The sequence below is a fragment of the Serratia sp. X10 genome (assembly GCF_017811775.1).
GTDB lineage: Bacteria > Pseudomonadota > Gammaproteobacteria > Enterobacterales > Enterobacteriaceae > Serratia > Serratia ureilytica.
This window is the reverse complement of sequence record NZ_JAEIOH010000001.1, coordinates 665,011-679,626: the sequence shown is the minus strand read 5'-3', so window position 1 is coordinate 679,626 and position 14,616 is coordinate 665,011. Positions and strand designations below refer to the sequence as shown.

Below are 14,616 nucleotides of genomic sequence, written 5' to 3'. Positions count from 1 at the left end.
TGACGCCGTCACCAAGGAAACTTATGACCGAGAAAGCCGCGCTGTTGGCCCAGCGCTTGATACGCAATGTCGAACAGGTAGAGATGAAGCATGACCGGCGGCCGCCGCTGTATGACAGCGTCGGCGCTCGTCTCGGCACCGGCACCGCCGCCGATAAGCTGGGCGCCTCCTTCGATTGTGTGGCGCCGGGCATGCGTTCCTGCCCCTACCATTTTCACTACGCTCAGGAGGAAATGTTCATCATTCTGGAAGGCAGCGGTACGCTGCGGGTGGCCGGAGAAATGCTGCCGATCGTCAGTGGAGATGTCATTTTCATTCCGCCTGGCCCGGAATACCCGCACCAGATCATCAACACCTCCGACGCGCCGCTGAAGTATCTGTCCGTCAGCACGCGCGAACAGCCGGAAGTGGTGATGTATCCGGACTCAGGCAAATACCAGGCGATGGCGCGCGGCAATGACGGCGAGCAGGTGCGTTACCTGCAGCGCCCTTCAGCCTCGCTCGATTACTGGCAGGATGAACCCTGAATCGCCGTCCGGCAACGTGAGATCCAGCGCGCGCGCCGCCAGTTCCGCGACGCGAAAATCGATGTCCGCCGCCTGGCCGTCTTCCATGAACCAGGCGGCGGAAAGCCCCGACCAGGCCAGGATCCATTGCAGCAGACGCCGGCGATCCAGCCCGGCCAACCGGCACACCTGTTCCACGCGGCGATGAAAAATGGCCGGATCGGTGGCGACGCCGTAGTTGGGATTGCAGAAGATGTTGGCGTAATCGAAGCCCCGTTCACCGTACAAACGCTTGGGATCGATCGCCAGCCAACCGCGTGCGCCAAAGTCCAGCACATTGTCATGATGGATATCCCCATGCAACACGCTTTCTTCTCGCGGGCTGCTCAACAGCTCCGCCGCCGCCGTGGCGCTGAGACGCAGCATGCCGCCGTGCGCCTGGGCCGCCGGCCACAGCGAGCTGAACCACTCCTGCAACGGGATAAGCTCAGGCAACGGTGCCGCCCGCGGCGCATGCAAGGCGGCGATCGCCCGGCACAGGATCTGCGTGGCTTGTTCATCGTCGCCGTCACGCACCAGCTGCGCCAACGACCCTTCGCCCTGCGCGCGCTCCAGCAAAATGCCGTCGTCGTGCCACGCCAGCACCTGCGCGGCGCCTTCTCCACGCCACCAGCACATCAGCTGCCCGCCGAAGCGCTCCTCCTGCTCGCGGGCGATCTTCAGCATGGCCGCCGCGCCCCGGTAACGCACCGGCATCAATAGACTGCTGTGGGTTTCGAAGGCTTTGCCGTCCTGCTCCAATTGCCAGCGCTGCAGGTAGGGAGTAAAAAGCGGGTTCATCGTCTCATGCGTCCTTGTGGCCGATCTGCGCCGCACTGTCACATTCGCGTGAGAGACGGCGTATAACATAAAGGGGGGATGATTCTCTCAGATATCATCGGTGTGCGGCGCTTTGCCGCGTTTTCTCCAGTATCCTAACCAAGTTTGTCGATTTTATTAACCGGTCTTGCGCGGGGTTTGACCATGACATCATTAAAACGCATTAATTATCCGCAATTGCCTACGCCGGGTGGCCCTTATGTGCACGCCGTGCGCCACGGCGATCGCCTGTACGTATCGGGCTTGACGGCCTTCGCCACCGACGCGCAGGGCTTGAGCGCGCCGCAGCAAACGCAGGAGATCCTCGAGCAATTGGCGACCATCGCCGCCAGCGAAGGCGTCAATCTCAAGGCATTGATTAAAATCAGCGTGTTTCTGACCGACATCGCCGATCTGGCGAGCGTGCGCCCGGTGCTGTTTGACTATTTCGACGGCGCGCTGCCGGCCTGTTCATTGATGGCGGTCAGCGCGTTGTTCTCACCTGCGGTGTGCGTGGAAATTGAGGCGGTGATGGCGTTGCAATAATGTGCGGCTAGAGCGCGCCTTCGTCCGGCACGCAGGGGCCGATCTTGAACCAGGCTTTGGCGATCTGCCCCTGTTCCACTTCGTAAATGGCGATGACATCCATTTTGCCGCGCCCCTGCGGGAAGTTGCGCGTCACCACCTCCTGATCGACCACCATATTCCCCACCGCCATGCGCTTTATCCGTTCGCCGTACAGGCTCGGCTCGCGAAAGCGCGCCAGATGCCGTTCGCGGATCGCCGCCTTGCCGCTGGCCAGCAGCGTGTCGGGGTGTTCGTAATACTGCGCGTCATCCGCCCAGCAGGCCATAAAGGCCTCGATATCGCGGGCGTTATAGGCGTCAAGCTGTTGTTGAACCACATCCTGCGGGCGTGCCGTCTTATCGTTCATCATGTTCTCCTGCCGAAGTTAACCGCCGCATACGTCGAACCCATCACGTTAACCGCCCAGTGCTACGGCTTGATGACACAGCGCCAATTGAATAAAAACACGAAAATAGCGAATAAATAACCTATCACGCCCGATAAGCAATACAAGCGTCCGCGCATAAATTTTCAGCGTACTCCGGGGAACGCTGAAAACCGCCTGACGGCGTGCGTTAATCTTTGCGGCAGTTGGCAGGATTCTGCTAATTTAGCGTGAACAGCCTGATGATAACGAAACGCTATGCAGCAAAAACCGGTGTTGGACGAAGCCAGACAGTTAAAACGACTCAACGCAGCCACGCGGCGCCAATCCCATATGTACAAATGGATCGCGCTGATTGCTGCGCTGGATGCGCTGTTGGTGTTTTGGTATGACCGGGATATGCGCAACGTCACCTTCTCGGGAGCGGTTGCGCTGGTGTGCGGCTATTTGTGGATCCGCGATCGCAACAAGGCTCGGGGTTACCGGCGCGAGTTTGACCGCAAATTCGGCAAGCGCAGCGGCGATTAAGGCTGCATCGCTTCCAGCACTTTAGCGCTGTCGACAATCTGCACGAACTTCACGATCTTGCCGGCGCGCACCGTATAAATATGCGCAAAGGAGGCGCTGAAGGATTTGCCGGTGGCCCGGTAAGTGCCGTGATAAAAACCTTGGGCAATCACGTTGTCGCCGGCGTCGTAAAAGTGATCGACATCGGCGCGGTAACCTTGCCATTCGCTGCCCAAACGCTGATGCACGTTCTTGATGATATTCTCCGGGCCGATATAAGTACCGGCGTAAGGGAAGCCGGCGGCTTCGGTCCACTCGGCATCGGGGGCCAGCGCCGCCAACAGATTACGGCCGTTTTCTTCGGAACTGCCTTCGTAAGTCGCGCGCACTATCTCAAGAGGGGTTGGCATGTCTCTTCTCCCATGGCTGATAAGGATATTCCGACCATCTCCGCGGACACAGGCTCTCACCAGGCGGAGACGGCGGAATGCGGCTATTCTAGGTTGCTTGTTTCGCTGCAAAAACCGCAGTTATGACAATAGTAGGTTGCACTTTAGTAAACAATAGTCGTCTTCTGTCACTCTCTCGACCTACGACGCGGCTATGCTGATTGCCCGATTTCCCCCAACAGGAGCTGAACGTGTCTTTACCCTCGCTGACGCAAGAGCTGTTACAGCCGTTTTCCCCCTACCAGACGCTGGCGCAAACGCTGCTGCCGCTCACCCTCGACTCGGACGATGGCTCGCACGATGTGGCGCACCTGCACCGAGTCTGGAAGAACTGCCGCCGCATCAGCAAGCTGGAAGGCGGCGACCGGCGCATTCTCTGCGCGGCGGTGCTGCTGCATGACGCCGTGGCGGTGGAAAAGAATTCGCCGCAGCGTCACCTGGCTTCGCGCATGGCGGCGCAGCAAGCCACGCTGACGCTGACCCGGCTCGAATGGTCGCCGGCGGACATCGCGGCGGTGGCCCACGCTATCGAAGCACACAGTTTTTCCGCCGGCATCCCCCCGCAAACGCTGGAAGCGAAGATCCTGCAGGACGCCGATCGTCTCGACGCCATTGGCCTGATTGGCGTAGCCCGCTGCTTCTATATCGGCGGCCGCATGCGCAGCGCGCTGTATGACGCTGCGGACCCGCGGGCCGAACATCGTCAATACGACGACAAGCGTTTCAGCCTGGATCACTTCGAAACCAAGCTCTTCAAGCTGCAAGACGGCTTCCAGACCGCCGCCGGGCGACAGATGGCCGAGCAGCGCACCGAACGCATGCGACGCTTTGTCGACGATCTGCTGGAAGAGGTGTAACCTGGGCTTACGGGGCATTTTCGTTATGCCCATAACATTTTCGGTCACATAACGCCGTTAAACTGAAAGCCAACTTCACCGAACGGGCGGCAAAGATGAAAAAGTTGACGTTGAAAGAGATGACGGAAAGCGAGCAACGGGAAGTCAAAACCGAGCTGGACAAAGCGCGTAAAAGCCACGGCCGGCCGCTGACCAACGCCGAACAGCACAAGGTCAAAGATGCAGTGGTGGCGCGCATCATGGCCGCCAGAGCGAAGCTCGCCAAGGCAGAGCGCGCGGAACGCAAGGCCAACCGCTACCGGCCAAGCGGCGACACCTTCAGTTGGTCCGCCACCATCGGTACCCGCCCGCCGCGCTGAGCCAGCCAAACAATCCCCGCCGCCGCGGGGATTGTCGTTTATTAGCCAAATTCATCTGCCCTCACCCATCATGAATAACAATGTTATCAATCTGTTGTAAATTGACAGCCTGATGAAGAATATTCATTATCACCCCCACATCCTCTTTTCACGAGACTGCCATGGCCTATCCGCGCAACGTTAATACACCGATTCTCCCGGCGTTGCCCGTTGGCGGTTTGGCGGCGGTTACATCGAAGAAACAGACGCTCATTTGACCGGGGCGAGCTGTCCCGTCAGATGAGCTGACTGGATGGCCTGCAACGCCCCGCCTTCAATTTTCTCATCTGGCTTCTCTGTCGGTCACACAGAAGGAATATTTTATGGCCTCATTTTCGGGTATTTGGGTGGCGATGGTTACCCCTTTCAATCAAGATGCCGTCGATCTGCCGGCGGTTAAACGCCTGGCGCGGCACCTGCTCGACGCCGGCATCGACGGTCTGGTGGTCTGCGGCTCTACCGGTGAAGCCGCCGCGCTAAGCAAGGAAGAACAGCTGGCGGTGCTCGACGCCGTGCTGGAGGTGGCGCCCGCCCATCAGGTGGTGATGGGACTTTCCGGCAATAACATGGCCGCCACGCTGCAGATGCAGCAGGCCATTCAACTGCGCGACATCGCCGGCGTGCTGATCCCGGCGCCTTACTACATCCGCCCTTCGCAATGCGGCCTGATAGACTATTTCACCCAGTTGGCCGACGCCTCCACCGTGCCGGTGATCCTGTACAACATTCCGCAGCGCACCGGCATCGCCATGGAGCTGGCCACGCTGCGCCGGCTCGCACGTCACCCGCGCATCACCGCCATCAAGGATTGCGGCGGCAACCCTGACGCCACCATGGCGCTGATCGCCGACGGCGAAATCGATGTGATGACCGGGGAAGACAATCTGATCCTCACCACGCTGTGCCTCGGCGGCACCGGCGCCATCTCAGCCGCCGCGCATGTTCACCCTGAACGTTTCGTCCAGCTGGTGCAGCAGGTCGCCGCCGGCGATCTGGCCGCGGCGCGCAGCAACTTCTATGAGCTGTTGCCGATGATCCACCAGATGTTCAGCTTCCCGAATCCGGCGCCGGTCAAGACCGTGCTGGCCCAACAGGGGCTGATCGCCAACGAACTGCGCTCGCCGATGCAGGTGGCGCCACAGGCGCTGCAGCAGCAGATCGCCGCGACGCTGGCGCAGCTGCAGCCCGCCGAGGCGATCGTCGGTTAAATTTGTTAGCTAAGCCGCTGTAATTTTGGCGCTGTGGGACTACGATGAGAGGTTAAGCATGCCCGTCATTCGTCATCAACAAGGAGCTTCCGATGAAACTGTTCTATAAAGCCGGCGCCTGTTCGCTGTCCCCGCATATCGTGCTGCGTGAGGCAGGGCTGGATTTTACGGCGGAGAAGGTCGATCTGGCGCAGAAGAAAACCGAGAGCGGCGCCGATTATCTCGCCATCAACCCCAAGGGACAGGTGCCGGCGCTGCTGCTGGATGACGGCAGCCTGCTGACCGAAGGCGTGGCGATCGTGCAATACCTGGCGGACCGCGTGCCGGACCGCAACCTGATCCCGGCGGCGGGCACCCTGTCGCGCTACCACGCGATCGAATGGCTGAACTACATCGCCACCGAGCTGCACAAAGGGTTCAGCCCGCTGTTCAACCCGAAGACGCCCGAGGAATATAAAACCATCGCGCGCGCCAGGCTGGAGCAGCAGTTCAGCTATCTGGATTCGGTGCTGGCGAAGCAGCATTTCCTGTTGGGAAGCCGTTTCAGCGTGGCCGACGCCTACCTGTTCACCGTGCTGCGCTGGGCATTCGCCCTGCAGTTCGATGTGCGCCAGCACGCCCATCTGGCGGCCTGGTTCGATCGCGTTGCGGCGCGCCCGGCGGTGGATGCGGCGCTGAACGCCGAAGGACTGAAGTAAGGTTCAGCCTCGGCGGCTCTCGCCGGGGCCCGATGCCGCTTACAGTTTGACCGCTTTGAACTCGCTGCGCGGCTGCACGATCCGATCCTGCGCCGCCACCACCTGCAGTTCGTACTCGCCCATCTCCTGCGTGGTCAGCATCACCTCATACACGGCGGCGGTCACGTGCTCCAACGCTTTATCCAGCGCCTCGCCCTTCAGCAGATCCACCAGCAGCAGACCACTGGTCAAATCGCCGACGCCGACCGGCTGACGCGCCCCGAAGTCCACCAGTGGCCGGCTGATGTGCCAGGCTTCGTCCGCCGTCACCAGCAGCATTTCGAAACAGTCGGTGTGATAGCCGGCACGGGCCAGATGCTTGACCAGCACCAACCGCGGCCCCTTGGCGATCAGCGCTCGAGCGGCCTGCACCGCGTCGTCCACGTTGGCGACGGCCATCTGGCTCAGCATTTCCAGCTCCAGCAGGTTCGGCGCCACCATGTCGCTGCACGGCAACGCCTGACGGCAGTGAAACTCGGCCACCCCCGGCGCCACGATGCAGCCCTTTTCCGGATGTCCCATCACCGGATCGCAGAAATACCAGGCGTTCGGATTCGCCTGCTTAACCTGACGCACGATCGCCAGAATATGGTCGCCCTGCTCCGGCGAACCGATATAACCGCTCAGCACCGCATCACAGCGCTTCAGCTGATCGATATTGGCGATGCCCTGCGCGATCTCGCTCAGGTGGCTGGCCGGCATGACGCAGCCGGTCCACTGGCCGTATTGCGTATGGTTGGAGAACTGCACCGTGTTCAGCGGCCAGACGTTGACGCCCATGCGGCGCATCGGAAACTCCGCCGCACTGTTGCCGGCGTGACCAAACACCACGTGCGACTGGATAGAAAGAATGTTTTTCATCGGAACAACTGACCTCGCCATGCCGTGTGCATCAGCCCGCGGCGAAATGAAAATGGGTGCATAACGCGAAAACGTCATACCGGCGCTGTTAAAAACAAGAAATGAGAGGAATTTTTATGCTTTCGACGGCGGCATATTGTAGCGAAAAGTCCGATTCAAAAAAAGCCGAGAACCGCCATGCAAGGCCTCTGCGACCTGAAAATCCGGGATCTTCCCACGGCCGCTGAATTGCATTTCGACGACATTAGCCATGACGTGATGGTCATTAGCGGCCGCCTCGCGTCGTGGGAGGCCGCACTTTCAACAAATACAGAATTTCCTTAGGTTCACTCACATTGCAATCAGGCTGTTTTGGGCTGTACTTGTCGATGCCTCGCACTTATTTTAACAACACACAGGGAAATATCATGAGCCTACTGACCTTGCAACAAGGTGTAGCCAAGCTGTTCTATGCCACATTGGGCAAAAAAGCCGATGATGACGCGTTGAATTATTTCGCCAAAAAACTGGAGAAAGGCGATTACACGCAAAGTGAATTAGCCAATATGTTTATTCGTTCGCAAGACGGGCAACATCGCTACGATGGCCTGACCACCAGCCAAAAAATACAATACATCTATCAGAATACCACCGGCGCACAGCCGGATGCCTTGACGCTGAACGCGCTCACCACGCAGGTCAACGCGGGAAAATCTCTCGGCAACCTGACGACTGAATTGATCGCCAACGTCATAAACTACACGGGCAACGATGCCGGACTGCAAGCTCAACAACAGCATTTGCAGACGATCGTCAACACCACGCTGTATCCTTCAGAGCTGCTGCAACCGTCACAGCTCTCTGCAGCAGCAGATGTACAAGGTCTCTATTATCTGCTCGGTAGCATGACCCATTCCGCCGCCGTCCAATACTGGAGCGACCTGCTGGTTAGCGGCAAGAAAAACACCGTCGACATCGCCAATGCATTCATCGCCTCGAAAAGCTATATCCATTCACTCAGCAACGACGATTTTGTCAGGAAAATATTTTCGACGGGGTTTGGTAAAAGCGCCAGTGAGAGTGACCTGCAACAATACGTGAAGGGATTGAACGATCACAGTGAAACACGCGGTGATGTCATAGTGCGCATGATGGATGACATCAGAAATGACGCCGCCGCCACCACCGCCAAGCAAAACTTCACGGCGGCAACTCATGTCTATGGACCAGGTGAATTACCGCCGCCCGTTTATACCGAAGCGGTGATGGCACTGTACCTGACGGTTGCCGGAACCGCCGCTGACGCCACTGCGCTCGATACCTTTAGCCGTTTGTTGGCCAGCGGCACCTCTCACAGCGATCTGCTTAAAATGTTGTCAAGCGCTTACCAATTCCGCAACGCCGGAGATTATCAAAAGATTTACCTCAAACTCTATGGCCAGCCACTCGACAGCGCTTCAGCGCAGGCTATCCTGCTGAAGGCCGGCAACGACAATATCAAGGCTTCCTCGCTGATTATCGATGCCTTCCGCGAAGGCAAATTCCCACTGGATAATCACCCCTACCCGCCCCAGGCCAGTCTGCTGAAAAACTTCGATATAAAATTGGGCGATGCATTGGGCTATCAACGGGACTTCAACGGAACGTTCAGCCTGTCGGATAGCGGTAAACTGGTGGCCAGCATTAATGGCAGAGGGGATCATGAGGTCACCAATGCCGAGATAGTCACGTTGAGTCAGATCAACCTCAACGTCAATACGCCCACGAACCTTGATGTGACAGCCTTGAAGAATGTTAATTCCATCGTGCTGTCCGGTCTCTATGCTACGAACACCATGGTGCTCTCTTCGCTGGGCAATAAATTCGTTTCTCTGCGCCTCAACGATGCCAATATCGCCAATGCGGATGCCGCTTTACCCATCAGCTTTTTAAACGTCGTGGTTGAAGGAAGCAGCAGCCTGAACAATGCCCATATCAGCCTGATGGCGAAAAACTTGCTCTGGGCCGGCAATGGCGTCAACGGCGGCGCCAACCATATCGGCAGCCATTTTTTGGCAGAGGCTAAATCCGCGAGTTCGTCCACTATCACAATGCTGTCAGCTAACTTCATTACCAAATCAGTTTATCTGACCACAAATCAGCTCGGTAATCTCGACGGCAGTATCGTCAGCAACGTCAACCAATTCAGATATTTTGACTATATCGATCTGACTCACTACAAAGGAACCGGCGACATTTATCTCGACGGAAAATGGGTTGCCAGCGAAGGCAGCAAGGTCTTCGACTTTGGTCTTTTCAGCCAAAATGCCGGCATCCACAACGCGGCTTACGCCAACGTATCCTCCCTCACCCAAGCCGAGTTGCCCCTGAGCAACGGCAACGGTTATACCGGCCACGCCGGTGGGATTATTTCGGCTTATTCCGGCGACCTGACACTGCTTAACGTCAGCAATGACTCGTTCAAACTGGCCGGCGGTCTGACAAGCAACAGCCATATTCATATTCATGATACCCGGCAAAGCGATACCCGCTTTACGTTGGAATTCACCAAAGACAGCGGCAAGTTCTTCGATTTGGATATGGGCACGTTCAGCTTTACCTCTGACCATAAACAAACGCTGGAAGTCTATATGGGCAGCAACGCAGAAATGGTGCAAAACCGCACCATGACGCTCAGCGGCGGGGACAACTCAATTTCCGACCTGCTACTGACCGGTGCGATGTATGCCGGCGATCAAGCACTGGTGCTCAACCTCACCGTCGCGGCGGATTTCAGCGATAATCTGCAAACCATTCGCGGAAACGACTACATCGATCGCCGCTTTTATTCGGATATGAAGCTGCAGTTAGTGGCGGAGAAAGGCGGCACCGGTGGCGGCAGCTTCTACAACACATTGAACTCCTTGGCCAACAAAGACGATTTCAGCACTGTCATCAACGCATTGAACGGGCATCAACTGACCATCGACGATACCGGCCTGACGGTGTTGAAAGCACAGGTAAAAGGTAATACCACGGTGGACTCGGCACGGACACTCTCCTTCAGCGACAGTAAAATAGATGACATGGTCACCTTGAACGTCGGCTATCAGAATAGCGTGATCAATGTCGGTGATGCCGCCAGCCAATGGGTCTTCTCCAAGGCCGGCGATAAAACCGCCACGCTGTATGGCAGCGCGACCAGCGCCACCGAACTGCAGGCGGCGTTTAGCGGTCTGACGGGCGCCAACAACGCCCAGGCGCTGTTCTCGCAGGTTCTGGCGAAAATGACCAACGGCGCCAGCACTCACCAGTTGGCGGAAGTCGGTTTGCTTAAACTGGATAAGTCGGTCTATGTCATCGTGGATAAAAATCATAACCAGACGTTTGACGCCGATGATGTGGTGTTCTCGATCGGCAATCAGGATCCCTATCTGGCCGCCGTCTCTCTGCACTACCATGCGCCGGCCGTCACCGTGAACGGTCTTGCGGCCGAAAATTCGCCGTCGGAGGCGTTTGCCTAATCTTCATCCGCGCCATGCGAAAAAAAAGCCCGGGGAGACCCCGGGCTTTTCATGTCATGTAGCCTGACGCTTACTGCCAGTCCACCAGACAGTAGTGTTTCTTGCCGCGGCGCAGCAGCGTGTAACGGCCAAACAGACGATCCGCATCGCTGAAGCGGTATTCGGCATCCGACTGTTTCTCGCCGTTGATGGTCACCGCGTTGGAACCGATCATGGTGCGCGCCTGGCCACGTGACGGCACCAGTTCGGCATTCACCAGCGCCTGTTGCAGATCGGCGTCGCGCTCAAGTTTGATGGTCGGCATGCCGTCCTGCGCCAGCTGGGCGAAGTCCGCTTCGGTCATGTCATGCAGCGCGCCGGAGAACAGGCTCTGGGTGATGCGCTTGGCGGCCGCCAGGCCTTCCGCACCGTGCACCATGCCGGTCACTTCTTCCGCCAGCACGTACTGGGCGCGCGGCGCCTTGCCGCTGTTCTTGTCTTCTTCTTCCAGCGCGTTGATCTCTTCCAGGCTCATGAAGGTGAAGAACTTCAGGAAGCGGTAAACGTCGGCGTCGGCGGTGTTGATCCAGAACTGGTAGAACTTGTACGGGCTGGTTTTTTCCGGCGCCAGCCAGACCGCGCCGCCTTCGGTTTTACCGAACTTGGTGCCGTCTGCTTTGGTGATCAACGGCACGGTCAGGCCGAACACCTGCTTCTGATGCTGGCGACGCGTCAGATCGATACCCGAGGTGATGTTGCCCCACTGATCGGAACCGCCGATCTGCAGCTCCACCTGGTGGCGGTTGTACAGTTCGGAGAAATCGAAGCCCTGCAGCAGGTTGTAGGAGAACTCGGTGAAGGAGATGCCGGAGTCGTCGCGATTCAGGCGCTGCTTGACCGCTTCCTTGTTGATCATCTGGTTGACGGAGAAGTGCTTGCCGATATCACGCAGGAAGGTCAGCACGTTCATGCCGCCGAACCAATCGTAGTTGTTGGCCGCGATAGCGCTGTTGCTGCCGCAGTCAAAATCGAGGAACGGGGAAACCTGTTTGCGGATCTTCTCCACCCACTCGTTCACCGTATCGGTGGTGTTCAGCTTGCGCTCCGCCGCTTTGAAGCTCGGATCGCCGATCAGGCCAGTGGCGCCGCCCACCAGCGCTACCGGTTTGTGGCCGGCCAGCTGGAAGCGCTTCAGGCACAACAGAGGAACCAGATGGCCCAAATGCAAGCTGTCAGCGGTCGGATCGAAACCGCAATACAGTGCAATTGGCCCTTGCGCCAGTCGCTCCGCTAACGCTTCCTCATCCGTAACCTGGGCAACGAGGCCCCGCTCTTGCAGTTGTTTAATCAAGTTGCTGCTTGCCATCAATGACTCCATGTATAAACGAATGCACCTTTGCCGGTACACGGCCTTTCGCCCAGTGGCGAAATAAAAATTCAGGGTAGAGCATAGAATAAAGCGCCGGCGGCGTCAGCACCAGCGCTTAGAGGGGGATTTTACGTCTTCAAGGTGCCAGTCGGTCAATTTTCCAGTCATTCCCGTCCCGCTGATACAGGAAACGGTCATGCAGGCGGTGGGCGCCGCCCTGCCAGAACTCGACGGAGTCGAATTTCACGCGGAATCCGCCCCAGAAACTCGGCAACGGCACCTCGCCCTGCTGGAACTTTTGCTTCAACTCGAGGAATTTGCTTTCCAGCACGCCACGCGCGGAAATGCGTGACGACTGCTGCGACACCCAGGCGCCGATTTGGCTGTCCTTCGGCCGGCTATGGAAATACTTCAGCACTTCGAGGGTCGACAGGCGCTCCGCCTGACCGAGGAAAATCACCTGACGATCGAGCATGTGCCAGGGGAACAGCAGGCTGATATGCGGGTTTTGCGCCAGCTGCTGCGCCTTGCGGCTGCCGAGGTTGGTGTAAAACACCAACCCCTGCTCATCGAAATGCTTGAGCAGCACGATGCGCTGATACGGCTGGCCGCGTTCGTCGACGGTGGCGACGCACATGGCGGTCGGATCGGCCAGGCGCGCGTCGCAGGCCTGTTTCAGCCAACGCTCGAACAGCTCGAGCGGATTGGCGGTCAGATCGTTGCGGCGCAGGCCGCCTCGGGTATATTCACGGCGCAGGTCCGCAACATCAAACTCATTCTTTTCAATCATCTGGGTTATCGACCAACTGAAAAATCCGTCGTTACATTCTGCGCCTGCGGCGCCAGGAACTCAATCGCTCCGACGCCGCCGCTGACCGTCACTCCGTCAACACGCAGTCGCTCATGACTACCTTGCCGTTGCGCTCAAGATAGGCATTGCGGTCTTTCGACCAAAAAGTGTATTTGCCGTCGCTGTATTTGGCGCCGGTCAGCGCCAGCACCTGCTTGAGATGCAGCTGCTCGCCATCCATCAGCAGGCTGACTTCGCTCGCCTTGCCGTCGAGCGCCACCGTCAGCGGCGTAGTGCCGCACTGGTAGTGCATCGTCTGGCTGCTCTGCGGCAGGATGTAGCTGCAGCCGGACAGCGCCAGCGCGCCGGCGACGAAAATGACTTTTTTCATGCTGTTGCTCCTTAGAAAAATCCTTCACAGGCTATCCTAACAGAGCTAACGGCCCCTCAATGGCAAAACCGGATAAATCCCACCCAGCAACGTTTCACGGCTGGCGCCGGTCACCGAAGGCAGGTTGCCGGCCTGGCCGGACAGCGTGCGAAACGCCAGCCAGGCGAAGGCCAGCGCTTCCATGTCGTCGCCGCTGACGCCGCAATCGTCGGTCAGGCCGACCTCAGTGCCCGGCAGCAGCGCCGACAGGCGCGCCATCAGCAGCGTGTTGCGCGCCCCGCCGCCGCAGACCAGCAGGCGCTCACACCCGCCGGCCAGCTGCACCTGTTCGCTAATGCTGACGGCGGTCAGCTCCGTCAGCGTGGCCTGCACGTCGACCGGCGCAATCGCCGGTAATCCGGCCAGCTGGCGCTCCAGCCAGGCGATGTTGAAATACTCGCGGCCGGTGCTTTTCGGCGCAGGCAGCGCGAAGTAAGGGTCCGCCAGCATCTGCTGCAACAGCGGCAAACAGACGCGCCCCTGCATGGCCCAGCCGCCGTCCTGATCGTAAGGTTGCGCGCGGTGGCGCCAGATCCAGGCGTCCATCAGCATGTTGCCCGGCCCGGTGTCGAAACCGCGCACCGGCGCACCAGGCAACAGCAGAGAGAGGTTGGCGATGCCGCCGATGTTCAGCACCATACGCCGTTCGACGGGATGCCCCAGCAGCGCCTGATGAAACGCCGGCACCAGCGGCGCGCCCTGCCCGCCGTAAGCCATGTCGCGCCGGCGGAAATCGCCGACGGTGGTGATATTGGTCAGTGCGGCGATGCGGTTGTTGTCGCCGAGCTGCATGGAGAAACGCGCATCACCTTCCGGTTCGTGCCATACCGTCTGGCCGTGGCAGCCGATGGCGGTGATATGATCCGCGTCGATGCCGGTTTGCTTCAGCAGGCCGAGCACCGCCTCGCCAAACAGCGTGCCCAGCTGTGCGTCCAACCGGCCGACCGCGGCCAGCGTGGTTTGCTGCCCCTGGCACATCCCCAGGATCTCTTTTTTCAGCGCGATCGGCATCGGATGGCTATAGCTGGCCTGCTGCGCCACCATGCGATCGTCAATCGCGGCCAATACCACATCGATTCCGTCCAGACTGGTGCCGGACATGACGCCTATATAGCGGCCTGACTTCATAGCAACATCCTCTAACCCGCACGGTAAGCAAATTTTATCCTGACAAATAAACCAGAATTGACGAATTAACGCCATGAATTATGATGCTTTTTTTACGCGCCGTGA

The 14,616-nt window shown here is 58.6% G+C and carries 16 protein-coding genes; 8 read left to right on the top strand and 8 right to left on the bottom strand.

Translation table 11 applies throughout. The features are described 5' to 3' along the window. The first annotated feature begins 23 nt into the window (after positions 1–23). A complete protein-coding gene (locus J9788_RS03525) occupies positions 24–527 on the top strand; it encodes a cupin domain-containing protein (RefSeq protein WP_033652588.1) in 504 nt (167 codons plus the stop codon). On the opposite strand, the gene J9788_RS03520 is transcribed toward J9788_RS03525, so the two are convergent. After that, complete coding sequence (locus J9788_RS03520; protein WP_046898471.1) at positions 492–1,346, bottom strand: aminoglycoside phosphotransferase family protein; 855 nt, start codon at positions 1,344–1,346, stop codon at positions 492–494. The genes J9788_RS03525 and J9788_RS03520 overlap by 36 nt on opposite strands. A gap of 183 nt (positions 1,347–1,529) precedes the next feature. Here J9788_RS03520 and J9788_RS03515 point away from each other — a divergent pair, with 183 nt between their 5' ends. Continuing rightward, positions 1,530–1,910: a RidA family protein gene (locus tag J9788_RS03515; RefSeq protein WP_033644265.1), complete on the top strand. Its 381-nt coding sequence runs from the start codon at positions 1,530–1,532 to the stop codon at positions 1,908–1,910. Positions 1,911–1,917: 7 nt separating this feature from the next. On the opposite strand, the gene J9788_RS03510 is transcribed toward J9788_RS03515, so the two are convergent. After that, complete coding sequence (locus J9788_RS03510) at positions 1,918–2,298, bottom strand: nuclear transport factor 2 family protein (protein WP_046898472.1); 381 nt, start codon at positions 2,296–2,298, stop codon at positions 1,918–1,920. Positions 2,299–2,574: 276 nt separating this feature from the next. Here J9788_RS03510 and J9788_RS03505 point away from each other — a divergent pair, with 276 nt between their 5' ends. Continuing rightward, on the top strand, positions 2,575–2,844 hold the full coding sequence (locus tag J9788_RS03505) for a hypothetical protein (RefSeq protein WP_004938382.1): 270 nt from the start codon (positions 2,575–2,577) through the stop codon (positions 2,842–2,844). On the opposite strand, the gene J9788_RS03500 is transcribed toward J9788_RS03505, so the two are convergent. Then, positions 2,841–3,233 (bottom strand): nuclear transport factor 2 family protein, encoded by a 393-nt coding sequence (locus J9788_RS03500; RefSeq protein WP_072627681.1) that lies wholly within the window; start codon positions 3,231–3,233, stop codon positions 2,841–2,843. The genes J9788_RS03505 and J9788_RS03500 overlap by 4 nt on opposite strands. Positions 3,234–3,433: 200 nt before the next feature. Between J9788_RS03500 and J9788_RS03495 the strand changes: the two genes are divergently transcribed. The 4 genes from J9788_RS03495 to gstA all read left to right on the top strand — a co-directional run bounded on the left by J9788_RS03495 (position 3,434) and on the right by gstA (position 6,433). Then, positions 3,434–4,129 carry an HD domain-containing protein gene (locus J9788_RS03495; RefSeq protein WP_209333048.1) on the top strand — a complete coding sequence of 232 codons (696 nt, stop codon included), beginning with the start codon at positions 3,434–3,436 and terminating at the stop codon, positions 4,127–4,129. A 95-nt stretch (positions 4,130–4,224) separates the two neighbouring features. Beyond that, positions 4,225–4,488: a DUF3811 domain-containing protein gene (locus J9788_RS03490; protein WP_182264554.1), complete on the top strand. Its 264-nt coding sequence runs from the start codon at positions 4,225–4,227 to the stop codon at positions 4,486–4,488. Between the two features lie 362 nt (positions 4,489–4,850). Continuing rightward, positions 4,851–5,735 (top strand): 4-hydroxy-tetrahydrodipicolinate synthase, encoded by an 885-nt coding sequence (gene dapA / locus J9788_RS03485; protein WP_042784387.1) that lies wholly within the window; start codon positions 4,851–4,853, stop codon positions 5,733–5,735. Between the two features lie 92 nt (positions 5,736–5,827). Then, positions 5,828–6,433 (top strand): glutathione transferase GstA, encoded by a 606-nt coding sequence (gene gstA, locus J9788_RS03480; RefSeq protein WP_046898475.1) that lies wholly within the window; start codon positions 5,828–5,830, stop codon positions 6,431–6,433. A 39-nt stretch (positions 6,434–6,472) separates the two neighbouring features. Here the strand turns inward: gstA and pdxY are convergent, their stop codons facing one another. Then, positions 6,473–7,333, bottom strand: coding sequence for a pyridoxal kinase PdxY (pdxY, locus tag J9788_RS03475; protein WP_046898476.1), 861 nt, complete (start codon positions 7,331–7,333; stop codon positions 6,473–6,475). Between the two features lie 407 nt (positions 7,334–7,740). Between pdxY and J9788_RS03470 the strand changes: the two genes are divergently transcribed. Then, entirely contained in the window at positions 7,741–10,815 is a 3,075-nt protein-coding gene (locus J9788_RS03470) for a DUF4214 domain-containing protein (protein WP_182264555.1), read from the top strand. Positions 10,816–10,885: 70 nt separating this feature from the next. Here the strand turns inward: J9788_RS03470 and tyrS are convergent, their stop codons facing one another. The 4 genes from tyrS to anmK form a co-directional block, all read right to left on the bottom strand. Then, positions 10,886–12,160, bottom strand: coding sequence for a tyrosine--tRNA ligase (gene tyrS, locus J9788_RS03465; RefSeq protein ID WP_033642931.1), 1,275 nt, complete (start codon positions 12,158–12,160; stop codon positions 10,886–10,888). Between the two features lie 139 nt (positions 12,161–12,299). After that, positions 12,300–12,953: a pyridoxamine 5'-phosphate oxidase gene (pdxH, locus tag J9788_RS03460; RefSeq protein WP_033642930.1), complete on the bottom strand. Its 654-nt coding sequence runs from the start codon at positions 12,951–12,953 to the stop codon at positions 12,300–12,302. A gap of 88 nt (positions 12,954–13,041) precedes the next feature. Then, the gene (locus J9788_RS03455; RefSeq protein WP_004931294.1) at positions 13,042–13,344 is read right to left on the bottom strand and encodes an MliC family protein; all 303 of its coding nucleotides are present in this window, start codon (positions 13,342–13,344) and stop codon (positions 13,042–13,044) included. A gap of 45 nt (positions 13,345–13,389) precedes the next feature. Beyond that, positions 13,390–14,511 (bottom strand): anhydro-N-acetylmuramic acid kinase, encoded by a 1,122-nt coding sequence (gene anmK, locus J9788_RS03450; protein WP_046898478.1) that lies wholly within the window; start codon positions 14,509–14,511, stop codon positions 13,390–13,392. Between the last annotated feature and the right edge of the window lie 105 nt (positions 14,512–14,616).

Bases quoted from the DNA above. Each gene is read 5' to 3' on its own strand.
- J9788_RS03470 (WP_182264555.1), top strand. From the start codon at position 7,741: ATGAGCCTACTGACCTTGCAACAAGGTGTAGCCAAGCTGTTCTATGCC.
- J9788_RS03455 (WP_004931294.1), bottom strand. From the start codon at position 13,344: ATGAAAAAAGTCATTTTCGTCGCCGGCGCGCTGGCGCTGTCCGGCTGC.
- J9788_RS03505 (WP_004938382.1), top strand. From the start codon at position 2,575: ATGCAGCAAAAACCGGTGTTGGACGAAGCCAGACAGTTAAAACGACTC.
- J9788_RS03500 (WP_072627681.1), bottom strand. From the start codon at position 3,233: ATGCCAACCCCTCTTGAGATAGTGCGCGCGACTTACGAAGGCAGTTCC.
- J9788_RS03525 (WP_033652588.1), top strand. From the start codon at position 24: ATGACCGAGAAAGCCGCGCTGTTGGCCCAGCGCTTGATACGCAATGTC.
- J9788_RS03515 (WP_033644265.1), top strand. From the start codon at position 1,530: ATGACATCATTAAAACGCATTAATTATCCGCAATTGCCTACGCCGGGT.
- J9788_RS03520 (WP_046898471.1), bottom strand. From the start codon at position 1,346: ATGAACCCGCTTTTTACTCCCTACCTGCAGCGCTGGCAATTGGAGCAG.
- dapA (WP_042784387.1), top strand. From the start codon at position 4,851: ATGGCCTCATTTTCGGGTATTTGGGTGGCGATGGTTACCCCTTTCAAT.
- pdxY (WP_046898476.1), bottom strand. From the start codon at position 7,333: ATGAAAAACATTCTTTCTATCCAGTCGCACGTGGTGTTTGGTCACGCC.
- pdxH (WP_033642930.1), bottom strand. From the start codon at position 12,953: ATGATTGAAAAGAATGAGTTTGATGTTGCGGACCTGCGCCGTGAATAT.
- J9788_RS03490 (WP_182264554.1), top strand. From the start codon at position 4,225: ATGAAAAAGTTGACGTTGAAAGAGATGACGGAAAGCGAGCAACGGGAA.
- J9788_RS03510 (WP_046898472.1), bottom strand. From the start codon at position 2,298: ATGAACGATAAGACGGCACGCCCGCAGGATGTGGTTCAACAACAGCTT.
- anmK (WP_046898478.1), bottom strand. From the start codon at position 14,511: ATGAAGTCAGGCCGCTATATAGGCGTCATGTCCGGCACCAGTCTGGAC.
- gstA (WP_046898475.1), top strand. From the start codon at position 5,828: ATGAAACTGTTCTATAAAGCCGGCGCCTGTTCGCTGTCCCCGCATATC.
- tyrS (WP_033642931.1), bottom strand. From the start codon at position 12,160: ATGGCAAGCAGCAACTTGATTAAACAACTGCAAGAGCGGGGCCTCGTT.